The organism is Helicobacter sp. T3_23-1056 (assembly GCF_053654535.1).
On record NZ_JBSIUU010000001.1, the window covers coordinates 85,058 to 110,496 of the forward strand.

The 25,439-nt window shown below is 39.7% G+C and carries 26 protein-coding genes and 1 pseudogene; 12 read left to right on the forward strand and 15 right to left on the reverse strand.

What is annotated here, in order from left to right; genetic code table 11:
- Positions 1 to 9: 9 nt before the first annotated feature.
- Entirely contained in the window at positions 10 to 846 is an 837-nt protein-coding gene (locus ACWIUO_RS00405; RefSeq protein WP_454175974.1) for a 4-hydroxy-3-methylbut-2-enyl diphosphate reductase, read from the forward strand.
- Between the two features lie 333 nt (positions 847 to 1,179).
- Entirely contained in the window at positions 1,180 to 1,353 is a 174-nt protein-coding gene (locus tag ACWIUO_RS00410; RefSeq protein WP_454175975.1) for a hypothetical protein, read from the forward strand.
- Here the strand turns inward: ACWIUO_RS00410 and ACWIUO_RS00415 are convergent.
- Both ACWIUO_RS00415 and ACWIUO_RS00420 read right to left on the reverse strand, forming a co-directional pair.
- Positions 1,333 to 1,578: a hypothetical protein gene (locus ACWIUO_RS00415; protein WP_454175976.1), complete on the reverse strand. Its 246-nt coding sequence runs from the start codon at positions 1,576 to 1,578 to the stop codon at positions 1,333 to 1,335. The two genes, ACWIUO_RS00410 and ACWIUO_RS00415, sit on opposite strands and share 21 nt — an antisense overlap.
- Positions 1,579 to 1,941: 363 nt before the next feature.
- A complete protein-coding gene (locus ACWIUO_RS00420) occupies positions 1,942 to 2,718 on the reverse strand; it encodes a tetratricopeptide repeat protein (RefSeq protein WP_454175977.1) in 777 nt (258 codons plus the stop codon).
- A gap of 352 nt (positions 2,719 to 3,070) precedes the next feature.
- On the opposite strand from ACWIUO_RS00420, the gene ACWIUO_RS00425 reads away from it, so the two are divergent.
- Positions 3,071 to 3,538 (forward strand): DUF1104 domain-containing protein, encoded by a 468-nt coding sequence (locus ACWIUO_RS00425; protein WP_454175978.1) that lies wholly within the window; start codon positions 3,071 to 3,073, stop codon positions 3,536 to 3,538.
- Here ACWIUO_RS00425 and ACWIUO_RS00430 read toward each other — a convergent pair.
- Positions 3,513 to 3,656 carry a hypothetical protein gene (locus tag ACWIUO_RS00430; protein WP_454175979.1) on the reverse strand — a complete coding sequence of 48 codons (144 nt, stop codon included), beginning with the start codon at positions 3,654 to 3,656 and terminating at the stop codon, positions 3,513 to 3,515. The genes ACWIUO_RS00425 and ACWIUO_RS00430 overlap by 26 nt on opposite strands.
- A gap of 59 nt (positions 3,657 to 3,715) precedes the next feature.
- On the opposite strand from ACWIUO_RS00430, the gene ACWIUO_RS00435 reads away from it, so the two are divergent.
- Together ACWIUO_RS00435 and ACWIUO_RS00440 are read left to right on the forward strand one after the other, a co-directional pair.
- A complete protein-coding gene (locus ACWIUO_RS00435) occupies positions 3,716 to 4,399 on the forward strand; it encodes a response regulator transcription factor (RefSeq protein WP_454175980.1) in 684 nt (227 codons plus the stop codon).
- Complete coding sequence (locus tag ACWIUO_RS00440) at positions 4,389 to 6,287, forward strand: sensor histidine kinase (RefSeq protein WP_454175981.1); 1,899 nt, start codon at positions 4,389 to 4,391, stop codon at positions 6,285 to 6,287. Before ACWIUO_RS00435 ends, ACWIUO_RS00440 begins: the two co-directional genes overlap by 11 nt.
- A 275-nt stretch (positions 6,288 to 6,562) precedes the next feature.
- Here the strand turns inward: ACWIUO_RS00440 and ACWIUO_RS00445 are convergent, their stop codons facing one another.
- A complete protein-coding gene (locus ACWIUO_RS00445) occupies positions 6,563 to 8,134 on the reverse strand; it encodes an inorganic phosphate transporter (RefSeq protein WP_454175982.1) in 1,572 nt (523 codons plus the stop codon).
- Positions 8,135 to 8,526: 392 nt separating this feature from the next.
- Between ACWIUO_RS00445 and rpsP the strand changes: the two genes are divergently transcribed.
- The 7 genes and pseudogenes from rpsP to ACWIUO_RS00480 all read left to right on the forward strand — a co-directional run bounded on the left by rpsP (position 8,527) and on the right by ACWIUO_RS00480 (position 12,565).
- A complete protein-coding gene (gene rpsP / locus ACWIUO_RS00450) occupies positions 8,527 to 8,763 on the forward strand; it encodes a 30S ribosomal protein S16 (protein WP_454175983.1) in 237 nt (78 codons plus the stop codon).
- Between the two features lie 245 nt (positions 8,764 to 9,008).
- Complete coding sequence (locus ACWIUO_RS00455; protein ID WP_454175984.1) at positions 9,009 to 9,260, forward strand: KH domain-containing protein; 252 nt, start codon at positions 9,009 to 9,011, stop codon at positions 9,258 to 9,260.
- An 18-nt stretch (positions 9,261 to 9,278) separates the two neighbouring features.
- Positions 9,279 to 10,055: a hypothetical protein gene (locus ACWIUO_RS00460; protein ID WP_454175985.1), complete on the forward strand. Its 777-nt coding sequence runs from the start codon at positions 9,279 to 9,281 to the stop codon at positions 10,053 to 10,055.
- A 626-nt stretch (positions 10,056 to 10,681) separates the two neighbouring features.
- Positions 10,682 to 11,314, forward strand: a pseudogene (locus ACWIUO_RS00465) (hypothetical protein); the annotation flags it as partial.
- Between the two features lie 3 nt (positions 11,315 to 11,317).
- Entirely contained in the window at positions 11,318 to 11,671 is a 354-nt protein-coding gene (rplS, locus tag ACWIUO_RS00470) for a 50S ribosomal protein L19 (protein ID WP_454172126.1), read from the forward strand.
- 26 nt (positions 11,672 to 11,697) lie between these two features.
- Entirely contained in the window at positions 11,698 to 12,279 is a 582-nt protein-coding gene (locus ACWIUO_RS00475) for a YbgC/FadM family acyl-CoA thioesterase (RefSeq protein ID WP_454175986.1), read from the forward strand.
- Positions 12,266 to 12,565: an HP0495 family protein gene (locus ACWIUO_RS00480; protein WP_454175987.1), complete on the forward strand. Its 300-nt coding sequence runs from the start codon at positions 12,266 to 12,268 to the stop codon at positions 12,563 to 12,565. The genes ACWIUO_RS00475 and ACWIUO_RS00480 overlap by 14 nt, the downstream gene beginning before the upstream one ends.
- An 83-nt stretch (positions 12,566 to 12,648) precedes the next feature.
- Here the strand turns inward: ACWIUO_RS00480 and ACWIUO_RS00485 are convergent, their stop codons facing one another.
- The 11 genes from ACWIUO_RS00485 to ACWIUO_RS00535 all read right to left on the reverse strand — a co-directional run bounded on the left by ACWIUO_RS00485 (position 12,649) and on the right by ACWIUO_RS00535 (position 25,403).
- The gene (locus tag ACWIUO_RS00485) at positions 12,649 to 13,563 is read right to left on the reverse strand and encodes a hypothetical protein (RefSeq protein ID WP_454175988.1); all 915 of its coding nucleotides are present in this window, start codon (positions 13,561 to 13,563) and stop codon (positions 12,649 to 12,651) included.
- Positions 13,560 to 14,297 (reverse strand): glycosyltransferase family 2 protein, encoded by a 738-nt coding sequence (locus ACWIUO_RS00490; RefSeq protein ID WP_454175989.1) that lies wholly within the window; start codon positions 14,295 to 14,297, stop codon positions 13,560 to 13,562. Before ACWIUO_RS00490 ends, ACWIUO_RS00485 begins: the two co-directional genes overlap by 4 nt.
- Complete coding sequence (locus ACWIUO_RS00495) at positions 14,294 to 15,931, reverse strand: phosphotransferase (protein WP_454175990.1); 1,638 nt, start codon at positions 15,929 to 15,931, stop codon at positions 14,294 to 14,296. Before ACWIUO_RS00495 ends, ACWIUO_RS00490 begins: the two co-directional genes overlap by 4 nt.
- Positions 15,928 to 16,452 carry a capsular biosynthesis protein gene (locus ACWIUO_RS00500; RefSeq protein ID WP_454175991.1) on the reverse strand — a complete coding sequence of 175 codons (525 nt, stop codon included), beginning with the start codon at positions 16,450 to 16,452 and terminating at the stop codon, positions 15,928 to 15,930. The genes ACWIUO_RS00495 and ACWIUO_RS00500 overlap by 4 nt, the downstream gene beginning before the upstream one ends.
- A 307-nt stretch (positions 16,453 to 16,759) precedes the next feature.
- Complete coding sequence (locus tag ACWIUO_RS00505) at positions 16,760 to 17,257, reverse strand: DUF3972 domain-containing protein (protein ID WP_454175992.1); 498 nt, start codon at positions 17,255 to 17,257, stop codon at positions 16,760 to 16,762.
- Positions 17,258 to 17,394: 137 nt separating this feature from the next.
- Positions 17,395 to 17,892, reverse strand: a complete 498-nt coding sequence (purE, locus tag ACWIUO_RS00510) for a 5-(carboxyamino)imidazole ribonucleotide mutase (protein ID WP_454175993.1) — start codon at positions 17,890 to 17,892, stop codon at positions 17,395 to 17,397.
- 41 nt (positions 17,893 to 17,933) lie between these two features.
- Positions 17,934 to 20,297, reverse strand: a complete 2,364-nt coding sequence (locus ACWIUO_RS00515) for a ribonucleoside-diphosphate reductase subunit alpha (protein ID WP_454175994.1) — start codon at positions 20,295 to 20,297, stop codon at positions 17,934 to 17,936.
- A 20-nt stretch (positions 20,298 to 20,317) separates the two neighbouring features.
- Positions 20,318 to 21,025, reverse strand: coding sequence for an NAD(P)H-dependent oxidoreductase (locus ACWIUO_RS00520; RefSeq protein ID WP_454175995.1), 708 nt, complete (start codon positions 21,023 to 21,025; stop codon positions 20,318 to 20,320).
- 271 nt (positions 21,026 to 21,296) lie between these two features.
- Positions 21,297 to 23,111, reverse strand: a complete 1,815-nt coding sequence (typA, locus tag ACWIUO_RS00525) for a translational GTPase TypA (protein ID WP_454175996.1) — start codon at positions 23,109 to 23,111, stop codon at positions 21,297 to 21,299.
- A 309-nt stretch (positions 23,112 to 23,420) separates the two neighbouring features.
- On the reverse strand, positions 23,421 to 23,831 hold the full coding sequence (locus ACWIUO_RS00530) for a diacylglycerol kinase (RefSeq protein WP_454175997.1): 411 nt from the start codon (positions 23,829 to 23,831) through the stop codon (positions 23,421 to 23,423).
- Between the two features lie 150 nt (positions 23,832 to 23,981).
- The gene (locus ACWIUO_RS00535) at positions 23,982 to 25,403 is read right to left on the reverse strand and encodes a hypothetical protein (protein WP_454175998.1); all 1,422 of its coding nucleotides are present in this window, start codon (positions 25,401 to 25,403) and stop codon (positions 23,982 to 23,984) included.
- Positions 25,404 to 25,439 lie beyond the last annotated feature (36 nt).

A 25,439-nucleotide genomic window follows, 5' to 3' on the forward strand; every position in this document is an offset into this window, starting at 1 on the left:
GCTTGCATAATGGAAGTGCTACTTGCCAAAAAACACGGATTTTGCTTTGGGGTGCGCCGAGCGATAAAAATCGCAGAAAAAAACAAAGGCGCACACACTCTAGGACCGCTTATCCACAACTACCAAGAAATCAACCGCTTAAAACGCGATTTTGGTGTGGGACTGCACGAGGATTTTAAAGAAGCGATAAACAACCAAAAAGACGGAAGCACGCTTATTATCCGCACACACGGGATTCCAAAAAATGATTTAGAAAATCTACAACAAAAAGATTTTAACATTGTCGATGCGACTTGCCCATTTGTAACCAAACCTCAACAAATCGCCCAAGAAATGAGCGAGCAAGGCTATAAAATCGTAATTTTTGGCGATATAGAGCACCCCGAAATCAAAGGCGTGATGAGCTATGCGAGCAATGAAGCCATAGTCATCTCTAGCGCAAACGAGCTAGAATCTATCAAACTACCCCGTAAAATAGCCCTAATCTCCCAAACCACGAAGCAAATCCAAGCTTTTAGCCAAGTGGCTACATTTCTCATCGCCAAATGCCAAGAAGTGCGCATCTTTAATACGATTTGCAATGCTACTTTTGACAACCAAAACGCCGCTAGAGAGCTAAGCAAAAAGGTGGATATTATGATAGTGGTAGGGGGGAAAACCTCATCAAACACAAAGCAACTGTTACATATCGCCAAACAAAACTGCAAAAATAGCTACCTTGTCGAAGATGAAAACGAAATCCAAAAAGAATGGTTTAATGGCAAAAAAACTTGCGGGATTACAGCGGGGGCTAGCACGCCTGATTGGATTGTCCAAAAAGTGCGCGAATATATCGAGGGGATTTGACTTTGGCTTTTGATTTTTGATTTTTGTTTGATTTGGTTTTGGTGTGATTTTATTTTTGTTTTATTTTTATTTTGATTTTATTTTGATTTGACTCCATTTGACTTAAAATAGCTAGCACAAATTTTTATGATTTTATTAAAATTTGGCGTTGGCAACTCAAACCCTAATCACTGATAATGAGAGAACAAAAGGAAAGAATAAGGCAAAATAACAGCTCCACACTAAATCTTTCTAATACCATTGCAAGCAAATACAACTTTGTAAAAAGTTGCAAATTCGTGTCAATCTATAAAATCCCCCCTCCCTTGCAGAGGGGGCTAGGGGGGTGGGTAAATGTTGAGTTTTTTAGGCTTAGGCTTATTTAGGATTAGGTTTATGAGGGAATCCGTCATTGCGAGCGTGGCTACGCCACGCGTGGCAATCTATATCCACAAAGCGCAAAACACGCTTTTTACAAACCTAATAAAGTGGATTGCCACGCTCGTTTCACTCGCTCGCAATGACTAAAGCAGAATCATTGCTTACAATGACGGCGGGGTGGATTGCCACGCGTTGCATTTTGATAAAACGCAACGCTCGCAATGACGAATCGTAATCATAGATTACCACGCAAGCCTTGTGTTTTGCTAGCAATGACGAAAGTAGGGAAAATTGGATTGCCACGCGGATTTTGACTTGCCAAAATCCGCTCGCAATGACGGCATTTTCTTTGCCATATTGAGCGTTTAGCAAAATATCTCTATTTGTGTTTTTTATATTGTTAAGATATTTTGCCCCATAAACTTGCCTAATCTATGCTTTGCATACCCCTCTGTTTTTGCAGTTGTAAATTTGCAGTTGTAAGTTTATAGTTGCAAGTCTGTAGTTGCAAGTTTGCAGTTGTAAGCAAAACAAAACAAAACAAAGCAAAACAAAGCAAAGCAACGCTTATAAACCTTAGTTTTGCGATTTTAATGTAAAAATTCCCCCACATTCTTTTTGCGATTCAAAATCTAATTCAAAATCTAATATTTTGTAAAATCCCCTTAATAATGCAACCTCTTAATATGCGTGATTTTTGCAATTTTAGTGTCTTGCATACCAAAGCAAAAATATTTATCTATTCATCGTTTTGTAGTTTTGGCAGCCTTTGTTGCAGGCGTATTTGCAGGCTTTGCCATATAGCTCGATTGCCTTGCCTAGATTTTGTGTAGTCCCGTAGCCATTTGCATACAGCACGCCTAGATTGTTGCACGCATAGCCGTAGTTTAAATCACACGCTATTTTGTAGTATTTATATGCTTGTTGGTAGTCGTTTTTTACCCCCTCGCCATTGTCATACATCACGGCTAGATTATGGCAGGCTATCATTTTTGCTTCTGCGCTCCCTTGAGTGCAGGCGATTTCAAAATGTTTTAGGGCATTGCTAAAATCTTTTTGCTCGTAATAAAGCGTGCCTAGATTTAGCCTTGCCCCGAATTGATTTTTACTAATGGCTAGTTCGTAGTATTTTTTTGCTTGAGGGATATTTCCCATCTCTTTATATAGCAGTGCTAGGTTGTGATAGCTACGCGTATCGCCCAAATCGATTGCTTTTTTAAAATACCCAATCGCTTTGTTTTGAAATCCTGCGTTTTGGTAGATTAGCCCCATATCATTGCAGGTGGATTTGGTGCATTCTTCTATGGTTTGTGCGCTGTTGTTGATTAGCTTTTGGCAAGCGTTATCATCTTTTTTGATTACGCAGGAGTTAAATGCCTGTGTTGATTCTGCTTCGCTTAGCGGGGCTTTTTTTAGCGGATTTGCGACTAGATTTATATCTATGCTAAATGCTAGAATAGATAGAGTGATGGAGAGTTTTTGCAATGCAAAAAGTGAAGTTCGTTGTGTCATTTTTTTCCTTTCATTATTTTGGATTTGTGATTATTTGGATTTGTGAGGCGAAATTATATATCGTTTTTTTTTTTTTTGTCAAAAATTTTATGCCCCTATGTCCCTTGCAAGCGTGATATATGCGATTTTTATGCGCATTTGTGATGAGTGGCAAAATCCTCACATATCACAAATACCGATAAAAGCAAAAATAGTAAATATGTCGTTTAAAAAATAAATTTTTCACGCTCATTTTATATTGTTTGTTTAGAATTTCGCTGTTTTATGATTTGTTTATGTGGGGCTAAAATCTAGTTTGGCTACAAACATAGACAACATAGACGACAAATTTTCTCAAAACAAAGGAGTTCCTATGAGAAGTAGTTTTTTTGGGCGAGCATTTTTGCTTGCAAGTTTTTTTGGTGTTTTTGGGCTTTTTGGTGGCGTAGCTTTTGGCGCGGATTTTTCTAGCAAAAGCGATAATGAGCTGATAAACCTTGCAGGAAATGTCGCTCCAAATGATGAGCCAGACTTGATAATCGAAATAAAAAAGCGGACAAATGCCAAGCCATATCAAGAGGCAAAAGCGTTTAAACACGCTATCAAACAATCGCGCCACAAAGCCTTTGCTAAGCTAAATGATGAGCAGGCACAAAAACGCGCAATAGATTCTTGCAAGGCATTGCAAGCAAGGACAGATTCTATGACAGGCGCGCAAATCAGGGCATCAGGGTTAAAAGTCATCTACAAAGATTGCGCTCAAATTGGCACAAAAGATGGACACAAACAACACAAAGGCAAATTTAAGGGCAAATTTAGGGGCTTTGATTTTGATGACTAGGATTTTGGCTTAGGCAAAATTGACTTGCAAAAATAGATTTTGGTAGATTTTGGCATTTATAAGATTTTGCAAAAAGTTGTAAAATGCCATTGCCAAAATCGCTCTTTTTTATCATCATCGTGGCTTGCCTAAGATGATGATAAAAAGCAATGACAAAACCCACAAACAAGGAATCAAATGGCAAAAAAAGGTGTAAAAATCTTGCTTTTAGAAGATGATTTGCTACTAGGGGAAATGCTATGCGATGAGCTATCTCAAAAAGGCTATGCAATCACGCTATGTGAGGACGCACAAAGTGCTCTAGATACGGCGTATGAGCAAAACTTTGATTTGTGGATATTTGATGTCAAAGTCCCTCTAGGCAATGGCTTTGAAGTGCTAAAAGAGCTACGAAGTCTTGGCAAAAATACCCCTAGCATTTTTCTTACCTCGCTTTCGATGATAGAGGATTTGAAGCAGGGGTTTTTGGCGGGCTGTGATGATTATTTGCGAAAACCTTTTGATATAGATGAGTTGCTTTTGCGGGTGGATTCTTTGCTAAAACGCTCTTTTGCGCATCAAAATAGCGAGATTTTGGAGCTAGAAAATGGATTTTGCTTTGATATTTTGCAAAAAAGCCTTTTTGATAAAACAAGCAAAAAAGAAATCTCTCTTACTAATAAAGAGCGAGAATTGCTATGTCTGCTACTGCAAAATAAAGGAAATTTTGTCAGCCAAGATGAGATTTTTGAGCGTGTGTGGGGATATGATGAAAATCCTACAAATATGGCTTTGCGCGTGTATATCAAAAACTTGCGAAAAGTGCTAGGGAGCGAGAGTATCGCCACGCAAAGACATAGGGGATATTGCTATGTGGGGTAAGATTTTGGGAGCATTGAGCGAAAAAATCTGCACGATTTTTTGTGCGATAAAAGGGGTATTTTTAGATTTTGTAGCAAAGTTTTTGAAATTTTTATCCAAAATTTTTGCTATAAAATCTAATGTCAAATCCACAAAATCTAGCGACACTTTCACAAGCACGACTTACAAGATTTTGCTTTTGTATTTGGGGACTTCGGTTTGCTTTTTGGGAATCATATTTTTGATGATGTATAAGCGTGAATTGCATAATTTACGCGCACAGCAATCCATACAAATGCGAAATGATTTTATCCAAATCGCAACGCAAATGGCAAAGAGGGATTTTAAAACCACTAAGGGCAAACGGCGAGAAACGCACAAAAAAGAGGAAAAAAGACATAAAAATTTGCAAAGGCATAATCCTGCGTTTGCGCAAAAACTATATGAAGAAACCAAGCAAAAAGAAGAGCTAGAAAAGCTAAAAGACAAAGATAGGCAGAGGGAAATTTTGGAGTTTTTATCCAAACTAAAAACGCAAAATCAAACCACAAATCAAGCAACAAATCAAAATCTACAAACCTTGCAAAAAAGCCAAAATCAAACCCAAAATTTAGAAAATCCACAGACAAAACAGCACGCACAAAATGCAAATATGACAACGCGTGATGAAAAAATTTTTAAACCAAGCGATGAGATTTCGCCATCATTATTAGAATTTTTGCACGAAATAAAAAGTGAGATAAACTCTCCATTTGCCCTGCTAGATGAGAATCTAGGTGTGGTGTATAGCGATTTGGGTGTGGGGCTAGAATTTATCCCAGAGATTTTTCTAAACCGCGATGGATTTTTGCATTTAAAACCATATATTTTTGTAAATTTTTCGCGCAATAAAAATTTGGATATGCTATTTCGCCACCCGCTTGGGGCAAGCAAACTTCCCAAAGAAGTCTCAAAATACCTTGATAGGCAGGGCTGGATTTTTATCTTGCAGGGCGAGGCGGTGGAGATTGGCAGTGATTTTTTTAGCAATGGTTTTGGTAATACAAAATTTAGCGAGCCAAAAGAGATAGAATCTATCCAAAAAGAGATTTTATCTATCCGCTTAGAGTTGATAGGGCTTATGCTACTATCCCTAAGCTTTATGGCTATCGTGGCTTACGCGCTTGTGAGGCTATCTTTGCGCCCGATAAAATCCCAAATCAAACACCTAGAGCGATTTATCAAAGACACTACCCACGAGGTAAATACCCCCCTAAGTGTAATCCTTATGAGCGTGCAAAAATTTGACACGCAACATCTTAGCGAAGCAAACAAAAAGCGACTACACCACATCAAACTATCTGCCAAAAATTTGCACCAAATGTATCAAAATCTAATTTTTCTAAATTTTTATGAGGGCAAAAACGCGCTAGAATCTATCGATATGGCAATGCTTATAAATGAGCGCGTGGAGTATTTTTCCGCCCTTTTGGCTCAAAAACATATCACGCTAGAATCTAATCTAAAATCTAATGCAAAATCTAGCGTAAAATCTAATATGGATAAAGGGGCGTTAAAAGAGGGCAAAATCTATGCAAACAAAGATGAAATCACCATAATGCTAGATAACCTACTATCAAACGCCATAAAATACAATCACAAAGGTGGCAAAATCTACATAAATCTACGCACAACAGCGCAAAATGACGCCCCTTATGCCACGCTAGAAATCACAGATAGTGGCTATGGGATAGAATCTAAGGATTTAGATGTGATATTTCAGCGGTATAAGCGGTTTAATGATGATAAGGGTGGATTTGGTATCGGGCTATCTTTGGTAGGGGAAATTGCCAAAAAATACGACATAGACATAGAAGTGCAAAGCGAAGTTGGCAGGGGTAGCACATTTACATTATCGTGGAAAATGTAGCGCGTGGGATTTGTAGCGGAGGATAGATGGGCGGGGTTTGCAAGTGGATTTTGGCAGGTGGTTTTTAAATTGTAGATTTTAGAATGCAAAATTTAGCAAAATTCTAATTAGCAAAATCTTAGAATGTAGAATTTTGATTTTTAGATTTTTGTAGCCATAAGATTTTGCATTATGAAGCTAAAAACAACTATGAAATCTAAAAAAATCTATAAAAATCTATAAAAAAGCAAAACCCCCTCCAAATCAAAATCTATTTTATAAGCCAACAAAAGATTTTAGCCATCAATAAAAATCACTTTAAATACGATAAATACAAACCCGCCAAGCACCGCAGAAGCAGGCACGGTGATAATCCACGAAGCGATGATTCGGTTTATCTCACTGCGTTTGACTAGCTCGTGTTTGTAGAATTTTTTGAGTTCCTTTTTTTCTTTGCTTGTTAGCTCAAAATTTGTGCTTTTTGTTTTTAGGCTTTCAAGCATTTGCGCTTTGATTTTGACGCTTGCTTTGGCAAAAGTTTTTAGAAACTCTTCTGCTGTTTTTTGGTCTTTGCCCTTGTGTGCTTTGATGATTTGCTCACACATTTCAAAATACCGCCCCTTAATGTATTCGCGTAAAAATCCCACGCCTATAACCGCGCCAATCGCGATATGTGTGGAGCTAACAGGCAATCCCAATGCACTAGCTAAAAGCACTGTCAAAGCCGCGCTCATAGCGATACAAAACGCACGCATTCTATCTAGCTCGGTGATTTCACTGCCTACGGTTTTGATTAGCCGTGGTCCATATAGGGCTAGCCCTAGCGAAATCCCAAGCCCACCTACAAACATAATCCAAAATGGCACGCTAGCCTTGCTACCTATGCCGCCACCGCTTAGTGCTTCATTTATCGCTGCTAGCGGTCCTATGGCGTTTGCGACATCGTTTGCGCCATGCGCAAAGCTAAGCAATCCAGCTGAAAAAATCAACGGAATGGTAAAAAGCGTATTTATGGATTCTTTGGTGTTTTGGAGTGTGGCGGCTTTTTTGCGGATAAAAGGCGTGGTAACAAAATACACCACAATCGCCACGATAAGCGAAATAATCACCGCTTCAACCGCGCTAAACGAATATAACTTAGAAAATCCTTTTAGCAAAAGATACGCACCAAATGCCCAGCTCATCGCAAAAACCAAGATAGGCACAACCTTTTTTGCCGCTTCTTTTTTGTCCTCTTTGTAAGTGATAGTTCGTTTGATAAATACCAAAAAAGCCACCGCGATAAGCCCGCCTAGCACAGGCGAAATAATCCAACTAAGTGCTATGCCCCCTAGCACCCACCAATTTGCCGCAGCTACGCCACCTGCGACTACGCCAGCCCCTAGCACGCCACCTACGATAGCGTGTGTGGTGGATACAGGTGCGCGCAAAATCGTGGCTAAATGCACCCAAATCGCGCCCGATAAAAGCGCGGCAAGCATCACAAACAAAAAGATTTCAGTCGTTTCTATTTTGTCAGGGGAGATGATTTCGGATTTTATCGTGCTTACGACATCGCCACCTGCGAGTATCGCCCCGCTCGCCTCACAAATCGCAGCGATGATAATCGCTCCTGTGAGGGTAATCGCTTTTGAGCCAACGGCTGGTCCTACATTGTTTGCGACATCATTTGCGCCGATATTCATCGCCATATACGCGCCCACAAGGGCTGCAAACGCAAGCAAAAGCGGCTGTGTAGAATACCCCAAAAGCGCGATAATCACAACTCCAAGCATAAAAAAACATACAATGCCGATTTTGATACGCTCGACTTGATTCTCGTTGCTACTTATGCTTTTTTGAATGGTTTTGATGTCTTTTATGTCCATTTGACACGCTCCCCGTTTTTGTAGTATTTGAAGTATCGGTTAAGAAAACTTTTTTTGCAACTTTGCTTAAATCAAAATTTTGTCTAATCCAAAATCTTGTCCAAATCCAAAATTTTGTCCAAATCAAAGTGCGCTATAAATGCGCTTTCTTAAAAACCGAACAAGCTTTAAATAAGCGTAAAAAAGTATCTACTTTTTGTTAAGAATGCAAAAACAAAAAAAAAAAAACGGCAAAAATTTCTATATTTCCCATATTTTTTATGATTTTTAGGTTTTGGGGAGTGCAACATTTGAGAGAAAATACGATAAATTTCAAGCAAAACTAGATAAATTATTTGCTATAATTTGCGTTTTTGTTTATCTAAAATCTTAATTTATCTTAAGGAGCAACAATGGCAACGGTCATACGACTAACGCGAATGGGACGCAAGAAAAAGCCTTTTTATCGTGTGGTGGTAACGGATTCTCGCAAGAGACGCGATGGTGGCTGGATAGAATCTATCGGGTATTATAATCCACTCTCAAAGCCAGCAGTTATCAAAATCGACTCTGATAGATTGGCGTATTGGAAAGGCGTGGGTGCGAAAATGAGTGAGCGGGTAGAGAAGCTATCAAGTGCAAAAAGCTAACATAGATTTTGTATTTGGATTTTGTATTTGGGGGGTCGCATTTGGGGGGAGGTTTTAGATTTTGGAGTAGCGGAGTTTGCAGAGGGTTTGTGAAGTAGTTTTTGTTTGAATTTTTTAAAAATTTGGATTTTGCAAAAACTAAACAAGCAAAAACTTAAAAAAATAAAACGGGGTTTTTAAAATCAATCTAAGCTACTAAATCACTTCGCAAAATCATAAAAATACTACAAATAAAGAGCAGAAAAATGATAGAAAAATTCCTAGAAAGTTATGTAAAAAAAATCGTCTCATACCCCGAGCAAGTAGCGGTAGAGAGCCGTTTGGTAAAAGATGAAAATCTAAGATTGCTTGATGTTTTTGTGGGCGTGCAAGATATGGGGCGCGTAATAGGCAAAGAGGGTAAAATGATTGCCGCGTTAAAGACATTTGTATCTGGGTGCAAAGCAAAAGATGGGCTCACTTATAAAATCACCGTCCACCCAAACAACGAACATTAAGCCAATATTTTTAAAAAATTGATACAGATACAAGAGCTAGTCCAAGTCGGCAAAGTAGGGCGAGTAGTCGGGCTAAAAGGCAGGCTTTGTTTTTGGCTTAGCAGTGATTTTGCGGAGTTTTTACTGCATTGCGCAAAATCTAGCGAGGAAGTGTGCGTAAAAAGAGCTAGCTTGCTAGAATCTAGCGAGATAAAATCAAGTGATTTTGATAAAAAAATAGATTCTAATAAAAACGATTTTAGCCGTTTGGATTCTAAATTTGAAAATCTAAAAATCAAAGCATTTATAAAGCAAAAAGATAAATATTTCATCGAGTTTGTCGGCATCGACAATGCTAGCAAAGCCAAAATCTATGTCAATGCAGAGCTATACGCCACAAAAGCGCAAAGCAGGGCGCATTGCACGCTAAAAAAAGATGAGTTTTTTTATTTTGACATTGTTGGGCTAGATATTATGCAAGATAGCGAAAATCTAGGGGTGGTGCGCGATATTGAGCGCATTGGGAATATCGATTATTTGGTGGTGGAGGCTAGGGAGGATATTTTAGAATCTTTTATCAAAAATCCTATTAAAAAATCTAAAAAAACTTCGCAAATAAAAACTAGCGATGTCGCCCAAAATCCTACAAAATCTAAACCCCCAAAATCTAAACTCCCAAAATCTAAAAAAACCACAAAAACTAAAAAACCAAAAACCTTTCTTGTGCCTTACATTGATAGATTTGTTTTGGAAGTTTCTTTGAAAAAAGGGGCGATTTTTACCCAAAATGCCAAAGAGATTTTGGAGCAAAGTTAGCAAAATCTTGCGACCAAAAACTTGCTACCAAAATTTTGCGACTAAAATCCTGCGACATTAGAAAATGATGAGAAAACCTGCACAATTTATGATAAAGGCTTATTATGCAACTTAGTTTTTTGACACTTTTTCCTAAAATGATTGAGGGGTATTTTTGCGATTCTATCCTAAAAAACGCGCTAGAAAAAGGGCTAATTAGCGTTCAAACCATACAAATACGCGATTTTGCGAGCAATGCTTATAAAAGTGTGGATATGCCTCAAATAGGCGGTGGAGCAGGGCAGGTGCTAAGCTATGAGGTGCTAAGCAGGGCGATTAAGTCATTGCAGCAAAATGTGCTAGATTTTGGCGAGTGCGATGAGTATTTGCGTTTAGAATCGTGCCAAAATGTGAGCCAAAATCCGCCACAAGAAGCAATCCAAGATATGCGACAAAACACTCATCAAAATGAGCGACAAAATGCGCACAATATCGGCACGCTAGAATCTAAAAATCCAAATCTACAAAACACACAAAACCTACAAAATTTACAAAATTCACATTTTATAACTCCCAACTTAAAATCTAATTTGCAACCCAATTCACAATTTAATTCGCAAGATTTTAGCCCACATTTTGCAAAGCAAGTTAGCCCACAAACGCAAAATCTAGCCCAATCTAGCCCGCCAAAATCTAGCCCAAAAACCCCCGCCCCACATATTATTTTTCTTTCCCCCTGTGCCAAATTATTTACCCAAAATGACGCAAAAAGGCTAGCGCAAAAATCTCACATTGCCTTTGTTTGTGGGCGTTATGAGGGGATTGATGAGCGCGCGATTGAGATGTATGCTGATGAGGTTTTTTGCATAGGGGATTTTATCCTTACAGGTGGCGAGCTAGCGGCACTTTGTATGTGTGATAGTATCGCTAGGCATATCAAAGGCGTGCTTGGAAATAGTGAGTCTTTGCAGGGCGAGAGCTTTGAAAATCACTTGCTTGAAGCCCCCGTTTTTGCGCGCGCTATCAAAGAGGCAAAATCCACAAAGCAAAATCTAAAAATCCAAACCACGCATTTAGATTCCACTTTTTTGCCACAAAACCATCAAAAAAATCAAAATTTTACAAATTTTTGTGCGCCTTCAGTGTATTCAAAGGGAAATCATAGTAAAATCAGCGTTTTAAAAAATGATTTGGCAGTGTGCAAGACGCGATATTTTCGCCCAAATCTATTTGAAAAGTGGAAAATCCACACAAAAAACACAACCAAAAAGAAAGGATAGTCAATGAAAAATCGATATATCGAGAGTTTTGAAAAAGCCCAAATCGGCGACAAAAAAGTCCCACAATTTAAAGCAGGCGACACCATAAAGCTAGGCATTCGCATCGTAGAGGGCGAAAAAAGCAGAATCCAAAATTTTGAGGGCGTGTGCATTTGCATTCGCGGAAATGGCGTAGATAGCACATTTACCGTGCGCAAAATCGGCGCAAACAATGTCGGCGTAGAAAAAACTTTTCCACTTTATAGCGAGAGTTTGGAGAGCATACAAGTGCTTCGTGTGGGGAAAGTCCGCAGGGCTAGGCTATATTATTTGCGCAATAGAAAAGGCAAAGCAGCTAGAATCAAAGAGGAACGCTAGGACTTAGCGTTTTTGGTTTATGGTTTTTGCAAAATCATAGCAACGCCAAACAACCAAAATCAACCAAAATCCACTTAAAAATCCAAATGAGGATACGAATTTATTATGAGGACACCGATTGTGGTGGTATCCTCTATCATACAAACTACATAAAATACTGCGAGAGGGCGCGAAGCGAGCTGTTTTTCTCACGCGCTATGTTGCCACAAGAAGCAAGTGCGGGCTTTGTGGTGAGCGAGTTGCAAGCGAAGTTTTTGGGCTTTGCAAGGCTTGGCGATATGTGCGAGGTGCGCTCTCAAATCCTAAAAATCGGCAAAGTGCAGATTTTGCTACTTCAAGAGATTTATAAACTTCCACATTTTAGCGTGCTAGATTTTGCAAAACACAGCCTAAAATCTAGTGATAAAACAGAAGCTAGCGACAAAGTAAGCGCAAATGCTAGCCAAAAACAAATATTTGATAAAACGCTAGAAAAAACTGCTGATGAAGAAAAAATATTTAGTGCGCAAGTGCGTCTAGGCTATGTCGATGTGGCAAGCCAAAAGCCTGTGGCGATTCCCAAACATTTAGAAAAAATCTTTTTGGAGCTAGGCTATGGCAGGCTCTAACCACACAAAAATAGATTTCACAAAAACGCCAAATGTGCTAGAAGGCAAGCCAGAGATTAGCTACCCTTGCGCGTGGGAATACCGCATAATCGCGGAGAGCGAAGCCAAAATAAAAGAAGTCGTAAGCCAAATCCTAAAAACCCCATATCGCCTAGAATCTAAAAACAAATCATCAAAGGGGCGATTTGTGTCTATGTGCCTAAGCACGAGCGTAGATAGCGAAGTATATCGAAACGAAATCTATTCTTATTTGACCTCCCACCCTGATATAAAAATGGTGATTTAGATTTTGGAGATGTTTTGGGTTGTGCAAAATCTAAAAAATGGCACAAAATCTTGTCTCCAAAAAATCATCAAAATCCCAAAATCCTAGCGTGAAAACAATCGCTTGAAAAAATCTTTGATAGGATAGCGAATCTTACGCGTTGCAATGCGCAATTTAGCCATTTTTTTATTTGCATAAAATAGTGCAAAACCACTAAAATGCTCTAACTTTTTTAATTTTTCAAATTTTTCTAATGCTTCTAATACTCCATTATAAAAATCAGGCTCTCTAAAACTTATCCTCTGTATGAAAAAATCTATACCAAATCTATAATTTATAGGAATAACAATAAAATCGACATTAGAAACTATGGTGCCAACATATCCTGCCCCATAAACTGGTGTTCTACCTTCATTTGGAAGAGCCACAAAAGGCAATGGATTAAAATTGCCAAACCATAGCAAATCCGCTTCGCAAATATATCTAGGGTCAGCCACAGGCATTCTACCAAAAATATTATGCGCTGTAAAAATGTGTTTTGGTGGTAAAGGCGCAACTGTTGCTATTCTCTTATCTTTATACCATTCAATGTAAGTATTTAATCTCAAAGGATTTTTAAAATACAAATCAGGGCGCAAAATCAGCGTATAATCATAGTTTAGATTTTGTTCTTTTGCATAATCCCTTGCAAGTTCTTGTGTTTTAGACAAAGAAATGTCCATACCTCTCTCTTGGTGTAAGGTTTCTATTAAAAACTTTTTAGGTTCATAAATCCTCAACACTTGATTTATATCATCTTGCGTAACCTTTTTGCCATCAAGCGAAGCTAAGTAATTATGCCACGCAAATCCAGCTTTTTCAAATTCGTCCCAAGTGTGCATAAAAATATCGATTTGCCACTCATCATTACGATTCACTTCTACGATATTTTTGAAAAACGATTCGCAAGTTTGATTAAAAGTCCTTAAATGCCCAAAAAAGCAAATTGCAAGGCGTTTTTGTGGTTTTTTATCGTTCATTTTCTCTCCTTTGATTTTAGATTTTCATATTCTTGTGGTGTGCCACAAAATATGATTTGATTTGGGTTTATTTCATAGTAGCGAATGTCCTTGCCTTGCGCGATTAGCGCGTTATACATTGGAGCTATGTAGTATTCGCCTTTGGTTGTCGCGCACTTTTTTAGCATTGATTCAAATGTGGCTTTGAAATCCGCAACGCGCCTAAAATAATAAAGCCCACTGCTACAAAAAGGTGAGATTCGCGTCTTTTCGGTGGTTTGTGCGACTTTATGCGAAATCTCATCTTTTGGCAGGACAAAGCTCCACTGCTCCCCATCGCTACGAAAAACCTCCAAATATCCATCGATTTGCTCCAAATCAAAGCAATTAGGCAAAACAAAATCCACCCTAAAAGTATCTATGTTAAAAATCAACATACTTTCATCATCGCTAATTTTTAGCGCACAAAGTGCGTTATACACGCTTTGTGCCTGTCCTTGCGTGAGGGATTGTAGCTCCACGGCGCGAAAATCCTCCAAACCTAACTTTTTGCATTCTGTGCAAATAAAATCCTTTGTGCCACACAAATCCCTATACACAAAGATAAATTCATACATATTAAAATACCGCGCAAAGCCACTCACTGCGTGAAAAAACACACTTTTATTTTGCAGTGGCAACATATATTTTGGGACTTTGTATCCCGCGTGTGTGAATCTAGAACTAGCCCCAGCCATAGCAAAGATGATTTTCATTTGCCACCACCATTTAAAAAATCAAAATAGATTCTATACGCATTTGCCAAAAGCGCGTTTTGACGGGCTTTATCATCGCAATGCAGGGGCAACATTGACAAAAACAAATGACACATAATCGCTAAAATCTCATCTTTATTTTGCGCTATATCAGCAAAGCAATCCAAAAATATATCCCAAATCGCCTTTATATCTTTGCTAATCTCCACGCGAAATTGCACTTCATAAAACTCGCTAGATTTGCCAAAATCGCATTCATAAAATCCAAAGACGATAAAATCATAAAGCCCTAAAACACTATGAGAGAGTTTTGCAAAATCATAGCGTTTGTCGCCATAGACGCTTGGATTGCCACTAAAATCTAGCCCGCGTGGGTCAAAGATTTTGGGGCGCAGTGAGCGAAAATCAAAGCAGATATTGCTAAAACAAAAATCCCCGTGAATAAAGCAGGGCGCAAAATCCGCGCTTATAAAATGCTCTAATTTATCTAGCAAGGTATTCAAACTTGGCGCGATTTTGTCATTAAATCTAAAAGGCTTATTTAGATTAAAATGTCGCTCTTTGGCAAATGCGCTTAAACGCTCCGCACTTTTTTGGGCGTAGTTGAAATTTGGCGACATAAAATTGTCATTGCAAGACCTGCCAAAGGCTCGGCGTGGCAATCTAACAGGTTTTTGTGCGTGAATCTTGCCTAAAACTTGCGCGATTTTTTCAAAGATAGTTTTGTAAGCATAGCTACTTAATCGCCCAAAGACAAAGATTTCAGCCAAAGTGTTTAGGTAGAGATATTCGCATTTATAGGATTTTTTGTTTTGATTTGGGTAGATTTTGGGGGCAAAAAGTCGCAAATCATTTGGTAAAGATTCAAACCATTCTATTTCAGCGCGGATTTTATCCGTGTGGTGAGAAGTTTTGTGGATAAAGTGTTTGTGCGAATCGATTTCCATACTATTAAAATGCCTATGTGAAAAAATCACGCTTTTGCCGTGAAAATACGAGCTAATGAGCCCAAAATCTAGCCAAAAATCATTGCGCAAAAGATGAAACGCAAAATCTTGCGAGTAAAATTTTAGCGCGGTGATAAAATCATAATTTGCGCGAATCAAGGCTTCAATGAATCGATATGGATTTACAATGCAAAAATAGCCATTTAGCACAAAATCTTGTGTGTTTGTGATTTTGTCTTTTAGTGCGAATTTGTGCGAATCTAACTTTGCGTATTCATAGCCGTATAATGCCTTTGAGATGCCAAGTGTGTTTTTGGGCTCATCAGTGGGATTTTGTGGCGCAAATCGCGTGAAATAAGTATCGCCGTGCAAAATCTGCAAAGGCTCATTTAAGGGCAAATTCATATTTAAGCAATAGGTTATGGATTGCCCAAGTGAGAGATTTTCAGGGACAAAAAGTGGCGTTATGCCTAGTTTGGCGATTTTTGCTTTTTCAAAATCGCTTATCGCAAAGCTTTGTGGCAGGGATAAAATGATTTTTTGTGGATTTTTGGTAAAATCGCTAAAAAGTCCCGCTTGATATTCGTATAATCGCCTTGCTCCAAGTGGCAAAAAGCTAGGTGGGATTTTGCCAAATTCGCTTTGAAATTCGCTAGATAGGTAGTTTGCCGAAGTGATTAGAATCATTTGGATTCCTTGTGGCGTTTGGTGGAGTTTGTGTGCGAATCTTGCGTGGATTTTGTGGGGTGCGTAGTTGGCGTTGATTTTTTAGAAGGCTTTGATTGTGTAGAGCGCGTGGGCGGTGTGGATTTTGCTAGATTCGCTTCTTTTTCTTTCTCCAAAAGTTGCGTGATTTTGGCAAGGCTTAGATTTTCAAACTCACTAGGACGAATCGCCCTATCATCGACATAAAATCCGCGCTCCCCGCACCAAGCCTTGCCGATGATGACTTCATCATAAGGGATTTTGTGCTTTTCTAGCCATTTTAAAATCTCAGGCAGGGTATTTGCTTTTATTTGCTCCAAATCGCCATTGTAAGTCCGCATAGCGCGACTTGTGAAAATCACTATTTTGAAACCGCGCTTTTTGTAGAATTTTAGCTTGTTTATAAGTGGTGTATTTGGGCGTTTGTCGGGGTATGGCAAGTTGTCATCAATGGTAATCGTGCCATCAAGGTCGATGATTAGGGTTTGATTATTGTGCTTCATTTAGGATACTTTTGGCACAATTTGGCACAAAATGAAGTGATAAAAAGTAAAATGAGAAAAAACAGCGATATTTGTATATTTGATAAGAAGTGTAGGCAAAATGTAGCGATAAAAAAAGCCAAAAAGAAGTGTGAAAAATGTTGTTTTAGATTTTAGATAGGGTTTATTGCCCCCCCCCCGTAGATATTTATGCTAAAAACTTTCATTTTGTATTTCCTTATAAAAATTTGTAAAAAATCAATTTTAGCCAAAAATTTTTCATTTTTTTTTTTTTTTTTGCAAAATCCAGCGAATTTTAGCGCGATTCTTAGCTTTTGGCATTGCCCAAATCCGAGACTTTGCCCCACATTAGTTTGTATTTTCGCTTCATAAATTCTAGCTCTTCTCTAGCGTGGCTTAGCTCTTCGCGCATCACTTCTATGGTTTTTTTGTCATCATCATAGACTTCCTGCATAGAGATAAGTGCGTCTTTTAGGAAGCTATTTTCACTTTTAAAAGCAGCTATGGTTTCATCTTTCGCGCTTATGACTTTGTCGTGTAGCCCCATAATCGTGTGAATCGTGCGCTCCACAAACACAGGGTCATACGAGCCACCATTTGCTTCAGCGGAAGTAAGCCCTGTTTGCACGCGCTGCACGAGCGCGTTTGAGCTACTCTCCGCTTCGATTAGCTTTTGTCCGTTTTCCTCTTTGCTTGCGATTAGTCCATTTTCTATCATTTCGAGCACTTTTTGTTCTTCTAAGCCAGAGAGTTTGAGAAATTCGCTAAATTCTATCCACGCTTTTTGGGGTGCTTTGGATTCCATTATGTTGCCTTTATTGGATTTTAGGTGTTAGATTTTAGGCATTATCTTTAGCAAAAATCATTCCCCACGATTTTGCCCAGATTTAGCAAAACGATTTTGATTTTAGCAAAACGATTTTGCCCCCGTTTTCGCAAATCCTAAGATAGCCTAACTTCGATTGACGCAGAATCTTTAACGACTTTTTCTTGTTTTTCCTGTCTATCTTGGCGGAGTTTTTGGGCTAGATTTTCATCATTTAGGCTTAGGATTTGTATGGCTAGATATGCCGCATTTATCGCGCCTGCCTTGCCTACCGCCATCGTTGCCACAGGCATAGATGATGGCATTTGCAATGTGGATAATAGCGCATCAAGTCCATCTAGGATTCCACCTTTTAGGGGGACGCCGATTACGGGTTTTGTGGTTTGGGAGATGATAGCACCTGCTAGGTGGGCAGCCATACCTGCCGCACCGATAAAAACTTGCGCTCCCCTAGATTCTGCGTCTTTGATATATTCGTGCGTGCGTCTTGGGCTTCTGTGTGCAGATGAGATTATCACCTCGTATTTCACGCCAAAAGATTCTAGCACCTTTAGACATTCGCTCATCACTTCATAATCACTCTTGCTTCCCATTATGACACTTACAAATTTCATAAACACTCCGTTATGTCGCTGTTTGTAGAATCGATTTTGCCTTATTGGCAACTTGTGCACTCTAAGCCTCTGTCGATGATTTCAGGGCTTTTGGTGCGGAGGTAGTATGTGGATTTTAGTCCTAGTTTCCACGCTAGCATATATATGTCATTTAGCTGTTTTCCGCTCGCTGTGCCAGAGGGCAAAAATATATTTAGGCTTTGCCCTTGGTCTATCCATTTTTGTCGCACGGCAGCGGCTTTGACTAGCAGGCTTTGCTCCAAACTATACGCGGTTGGGTAGTAGTTTACCGTATCAAGGGTTAGATTTGGCACGACTACGGGAATCAAACCGCTTAGATTTTCCTCAAGCCATCTTTTTTGATACACAGGCTCGATAGTCTGTGTCGTCCCTGCAAGGATAGAAATAGAGCTTGTCGGGGCAATCGCCATAAGATAGCCATTTCGCATACCTTGAGATTTTACCTTTGATTTTAGTTCTTGCCAGCTGTATCCCGTATCAAAAAGCGTTTTATCCGTTAGGCTAAGCGCGTTTTTGTTTGCCACATCGATAGGGAAAATCCCCTTGCTCCAATTACTTCCATCAAACTGCTCATAGCTTCCGCGCTCTTTTGCTAGATTTGAGCTAGATAAAATCGCGTTGTAGCTTATCATTTCCATTATGCTATCGATTAGATTTAGGTGGTCTTGACTACCCCATTTCACTTGCTTGGTGGCTAGCATTTCAGCCTCCCCCATCAGTCCTAGCCCTATGGCGCGATTTTGCATATTTGTGGCTTTGACTTTGCGATTTGGGTAGAAATTTAAATCTATCACATTATCAAGCATTCTAATAGCGATGGGTAGCACACGCTCGATGTCCTCTTTTGTGTGGATTTTGCTTAAGTTTATGCTTGCTAGGTTGCATACGGCGGTATTTCCACCCTCTTTGATTTTGGTAGAAATATAGATTTTTTTGCCCTTGATAGAATCTAGCGAAGTTAGTTTATTTGCTTTCTTTTTTATGCCATCATCGGTAGTGATTTCATCATTTTCTTCATAAGTTACTTTTTTGCCATCTTCAAATTCGATTTCTACTTTGTAGTGGCTAGGGTTCGTGTTTTGGAAAATCTCGGTGCAGAGGTTTGAGCTTCGTATGATTCCCGCGTGGGCGTTTGGATTGGCACGATTTGCATTATCTTTGAAGCACAAAAATGGCATTCCCGTTTCAAAATAATTAGTGAGAATCTTTTTCCACAGCTCTTTTGCTTTTATGTGTTTTTTGATAATTTCAGGGTTATTTTCTAGCTCAATATATTTTGTCTCAAATTTCTCTCCATAGCTATCGGTGAGCTCTTGGCATTGATAAGGGTCAAAAAGCGTCCAAAGCGCGTCTTCTTCCACGCGCTTCATAAACAAATCACAAATCCAAAGCGCAGGAAACAAATCGTGCGTCCTGCGTCTCTCTTCCCCGCTATTTTTTCGCAAGTCAATAAATTCCTCCACATCATTGTGCCACACTTCCAAATAAGTAGCGATTGCACCTTTGCGCGTGCCTAGTTGGTCAACTGCGATGGCGACATCATTTGTGATTTTTAGAAACGGCACGACTCCGCCACCGACATTTTTATGCCCATCGATAAAACTCCCAAGCCCGCGCACCTTAGAATAATCCCAGCCGATTCCCCCGCCATACTTGCTAAGCAGTGCCATTTCTTTGTAGGCATCAAAGATTCCCTCGATATTATCAGGCGTGCTACCGATATAGCAAGAGCTTAGCTGATGACGCGGTGTGCGTGCGTTTGCAAGCGTGGGCGTGGCACAAATCACCTCAAATTTAGAAATCATATCATAGAATTTGATTGCCCATTCATTTTTGTCTTTTTCGTTTTGGGCTAAAAACATCGCGATTGCCATAAACATATGTTGGGGCAATTCGATTGGGGTATTATCGCTAGATTTGATTAGATACCTATCATAAAGCGTTTTTATTCCAAGATAATTAAACTGCAAATCCCGCTCTGGCACGATTTTAGAATCTAGCAATTCTAAGTCAAATTTTTCTTTTAATCCACGCACGATTTTGCCTTGAGATTCTGCGTTGGTAAAGTAGTCTTTTAAATGTTTGTAGCCTGTGAAGCCATTTACCCTATGGTATAAATCATAAAGAAACAATCTTGCTGCGACAAAAGTCCAATTTGGTGCTTCCATTTGGATTTTATCTACGGCGGTTTTGATTAGGGTTTGTTGGATTTCCTCTGTGGTGATTTTGTCGCGGAAATGTAGCTTAGCGTCCATTTCCAAATCGCTTTGGCTAACGCCGCTTAACCCCTCCACCGCGCTTGAAGTGTATTTTTTGATTTTGTTTATATCTAAGACTTCGCTTCTGCCGTTTCGTTTGATGACTGTAAAGTGTGGTTTTGACATTTTCTTTTCCTTTGAAATTTTTATAGTATGGTTGCAAATTCGTTAAATGCGATTCTAGGGGCTTTGTGCTTGGGAGGTGAGATTCTATATCCAAAGCAAATTAGCAATGCGACTTGCTCTTTTGCCCTATCAAGCCCTAAAAATGCTTCGACATCATCTTTGTCAAAGCCCTCAATCGCGCAAGAATCTATGCCCAAATACGCAGCACAATTCATCATAGAGCTTGCCATCAAATACGCCTGCTTCGCGCTCCAATGATAAATAGAGCTAGAATCTACATAGCCATTTTTGGCTAAAAATCCTGCATATCGCTCATCTTTATACGCTTTTAGCTTTGCTCGCACTTCCTCTGGTTTGCTTCCTCCCACTTTGCGTTCAAACATTTGCGTGGCGTAGTTTGAAGTGTGCGACATATCTGCGATTTTGCTTAGATAGATTACGACTTCGCTACAATCTGTGATTTGTGCTTGGTCCCAGCATAGTGGCTTTAGATTTTGCCGTATGTCATTATTTCGCAATATAAGCAGTCGCGTAGGCTCTAGCCCAAATGAGCTAGGCGTTAGCCTGCCTGATTCTATGATTATGTCTAGGTGGTCTTGTGGGATTTTTTTGTGCGCATCAAACACCTTGCAAGCGTGGCGAAATCTCATCGCTTCCAAAAATTCATTACATTCTAGCGCGTGTGTATTTGGCTCTAAAATAGATTTTGGGGTTGTTTTTATACTCATCGTATCTCCTTAAATGATGATTTTAGGTTGTCTAAAAGGCAATGCAAGCAAGACGCTTGCAGATAATACAAATTTAACGCAACATAAAAATACAAAATCAAAACGCAAAATCCTTACTTGCTGTTTGATTTTGTGATTTTTATGTTGTATGTTTGATTTGGCATAAATGCCAAATATGCAGATTTTACTCCTTAGATTTTCACTCCTTTATGTCTAGATTTTTGTTAAATTTTGATTTTATGTTTGATTTTGCGCGTTAGATTTTGTGGTGTTATTTCTTAGCATTTGCGCGTTTTCTAGCATTTGGCTCTAAAATCTTTTTGCGGATTCTAAGATTTTGCGGTGTGATTTCTAAAATCTCATCTTCTTCTATCCACTCTAAAGCCCTCTCCAGCGTCAAATCTCGTGGTGGCACAAGTTTGATTGCCTCATCTGCCCCGCTTGAGCGCATATTAGTGAGGTGCTTTGCTTTGATGGGATTGACATCTAAGTCATTGTCCCTGCTGTGCTCACCTATCACCATTCCCACATAGACTTTTGCCTGTGGCGCGATAAATAGCACCCCTCGCTCTTGAATGTTAAAAAGCGAAAATCCTGTCGCCTCGCCTGCCTCCATAGAGATGAGCGCGCCATTTTTGCGCGACTCCACGCTCCCGCTAAATGCGCGAAACTCTAAAAAGCTGTGATTCATCACCCCCTCGCCCTTTGTATCAGTCAAAAACTCGCTTCGATAGCCGATGAGCCCTCGCGCAGGGATTTCAAACTCCAATCGCGTAAATCCATCGCCCATAGGATTCATCGCCTTCATCTCTGCCTTTCTGCGTCCAAGTCGCTCGATAATCGTCCCGCTAAAGTCCTGTGGCGTGTCGATTACTAAATGCTCAAATGGCTCTTTTTTCACGCCACCCTCATCTTTGATTATGACTTCTGGGCGTGAAATGCTAAACTCAAAGCCCTCGCGCCGTAGATTCTCTGCTAGGATTGTGATTTGGAGCTCGCCTCTCCCGCTCACGCGGAATTTGCCCTCGCCCATTTCCTCGCACCGCATTGCGATATTTGTCTGCATTTCTTTGAGCAATCTATCTTTGATTTTGTTTGCGGTGATATGTTTGCCCTCCGTGCCAGCTAGCGGGCTATCATTCACCGCGAAATACACGCTCATCGTGGGCTCTTCTAAGTGCATAGGGTCTAGGGGCATAGGATTGTCCTTATCCACAATCGAATCGCCCACATCTACGGCGTTAAACCCTGCAATAGCGACAATGTCCCCCGCTCCCGCGCTCTCAATCTCGGTGCGGGCAAGTCCCATAAAGCCTATCAGCTTAGTGATTTTGCCTACCTCTTTTGTGCCATCCCCTTTGGCAAGCATTACGGATTCGCCCTTTTTGACAACGCCATTAAACACCCGCGCAATGCCGATTTTGCCGACATAGTTGTCATAATCTAGCGTGAAAACCTGCATTTGGAGCGGATTTTCGCTACTGCCACTAGGCGCGGCGACAGATTGTAAAATCGCTTCAAAGAGTGGCTCTAAATTCTTTTTTTCGTCCTCTAGATTCTTGATTGCGTATCCGTCCCGCGCTGCTGCATAAATCACGGGGAAATCTAATTGCTCATCACTCGCGCCCATCGCTACGAACAAATCAAAGACTTCATCTACCACTCTATCGGGCTCGGCGGCGGGTTTGTCGATTTTATTTACCACGACAATGGGGCGGATTCCAAAGCCTAGTGCCTTTTTTACGACAAATTTGGTTTGTGGCATTACGCCTTCTTGCGCATCGACAAGCAATAGCACGCCATCGACCATTTTTAGCACGCGCTCGACTTCGCCGCCAAAGTCTGCGTGTCCGGGCGTGTCGATAATGTTGATTTTCGTGCCTTTGTAGTTTATGGCGGTGTTTTTGGAGAGGATTGTGATACCGCGCTCTTTTTCTAAGTCGTTGCTATCCATTACGCGCTCATCGACTTTTTCGCGCTCGCTAAATGTGCCTGATTGGCTTAAAAGCCCATCTACTAATGTCGTCTTGCCGTGGTCTACGTGAGCGATAACGGCGATATTGCGGATATTTTGTGTGTCTTGCATTGTGTGGTTACCTTTGATTTTGTGAGATAAAAAGCGGTGTAAAATGGGTGTAAAACAAGTGCAAAATGAAGTTAGAATTATAGGTTTTTATTCCTTTAGCAAAACTATAAAACAACTTAATCTTTATTAAAAAGTTTGCTACACAAAGAAACAAAAAAAAAAAAAAACGCCAAAAAATAGGGCTTTTGGCACATTGTGGTTCATTTTTTTATACATTTTTCATCGATTTTGTCAAACTAGATTTTGTCTAAATCTCCCACTAAAATCTAGCAAAATCAAATCTAGCAAGATAAATCTAGCCAAAACGCGCTACAAATACGCCTCATAGATAAAAACCCCCCACACAAGCCCAAAAAATAGTAGGCTTAAAGTTTGCGTAGCAGAGCCCATATCTTTTGCTTTTTTGGCAAAGGGGTGAGGTTTTAGGCTTGTGTGGTCGATTGCGTTTTCTATCGCGGTGTTAAAAAGCTCCACTAGCACGCAAAGCACGCCACTAAAACATAGCAAAATCTTTTGCGCAAATCCTTGTCCAAGCCATAGTCCAAATCCTAGCGATAGCACGCAAAGCACGCTAACTTGGCGAAATCCCTCTTCCTCCCTCCACGCGCTTATAAAACCATCGCGTGAATATTTACTCGCGTTTAGTAGCCGTTTTAGTCCTGTGCGTCCTTTTTTGTGGTTTCGTTTTTGTAGTTTTTTGTCTTTTTTGGATTTGTGCATTTTGCTTCCTTGTTTTGTTGTTTTTTTGTGGTGCGTTATTTGCGGGGTTTGCCGTGTTTTTTTAGCGTTTGCCGTTTTTTGCGGTGTTTATAAAAATTGCAAATTTTGCAAAATCAATTTTCTAAAATCAACACATTTTTTTTGATTCTACTATTTGTCCTCTTTTTTAGATTTTGCGCTAGATTCCACACTAGATTCTATGCTAGATTTGGCACTTGGTTTTGTGCTAGATTCTGCGGATTTTGTAGAATCATCGCTTGGCGTTTGGCTTTGTTTGACTTTTAGGCTAAAATTTGCGAGATTTAGCACCGCACTTGGCGCACTTACTATGTCGCTTAGGCGAAAATATCGCGTATGTTTTGGCAAAAATTCATAGCTTGCTTGCGTGCTTTTCCCTTGCAAAAGATTGCTAAAACTATTTACCCCCTCCATTATCGCTTTGCGCGTATCTTTGCTATTGCTGACAAATGAAAAAGTATAAGTAGCGATATTTGCGCTCTCTGTGATTGCATTATCAAATCGCTCTTTTAGGGTTTTTTCCTGCGCGTTTATGGATTCTTGCATTGCTATATTTTGTGCTTCCTGTGATTTTTTAGAATTATTTGGTGTTTGTTGCGTGGGATTTTGCGCGATGATTGGATTTTGCTTTTTTAGCCATTTTATAATGGCAGAATCTAGTCCGCTTGGTTTTAGCGTTAGATTTATGCTATCTATCCATATCCTAGATTCCTCCATAAAGGCATTTGGCGTTTTTAGGTAGGATTTATAAATATGCGTGAGAATGTCTTTTATGTGTTGGGATTCGTGTGGGATTTGCAAACTTTGCTGGGCTTGTGCTTTGAAGTGGTAGTGCATATTTTGTGCTTTTAGATTGCATTTGGCAGTGTGGGAAATATGCGTGCGAGAATCTTTGCTTGCAAAATCTAGATTTTGTGCTTCTTGCGTATCTTTTGGAGAATGCGCGATTTGTGATGGCGCATTTTGCAAAATATTTTGAGGGGCATTTTGTGGTGCATTTTGTGATACATTTTGCGAGATATTTTGTAAAGCAGTCAAGCTAGAATCTAGCAACACATTTTCTAGTTCACAATTTATATAAGTAGGGAACAAAATATCACTCAAATCCACCTTTGGCAGTGCAAAAAACACCCGCAAAAGCGAATGCGCGCTAGTGTCTTTTAAAAATTCTATTTCTTTGATTTCTACCCACGCATTTAGCTTATTTTTATCCCCCATTTTGCCAAATCCTAGTGAGATGTCCCGCGCTTCTAGCGTATCTATTAGGGCGATATATGGCGAAGCACACGAGATACTTGCCACCCCAGAGCAATCAAAAGGCGCATATTGTAGCGTAGGCATATCCTCTCTTACTTGCTCTAAATACGCATTTATCGAGGTTTTTAGGGTGGATTTTAGCTGATAGCTTGCATAAAAAAGCACTCCCAAAAGCACGATAATCAGCACCGCGCCAAATCCCAAAAAGATTATGGCAAATCGTTGTTTTTTGTCCGTTGGCAGAGTGATTTTTGGCAGACAAAATCGTTGCAAAAAGGTAAATTTTGGTAGTTTCATTGTCTTTCTTTGTCGTTTGGTTTTTCGCTTTGCTAT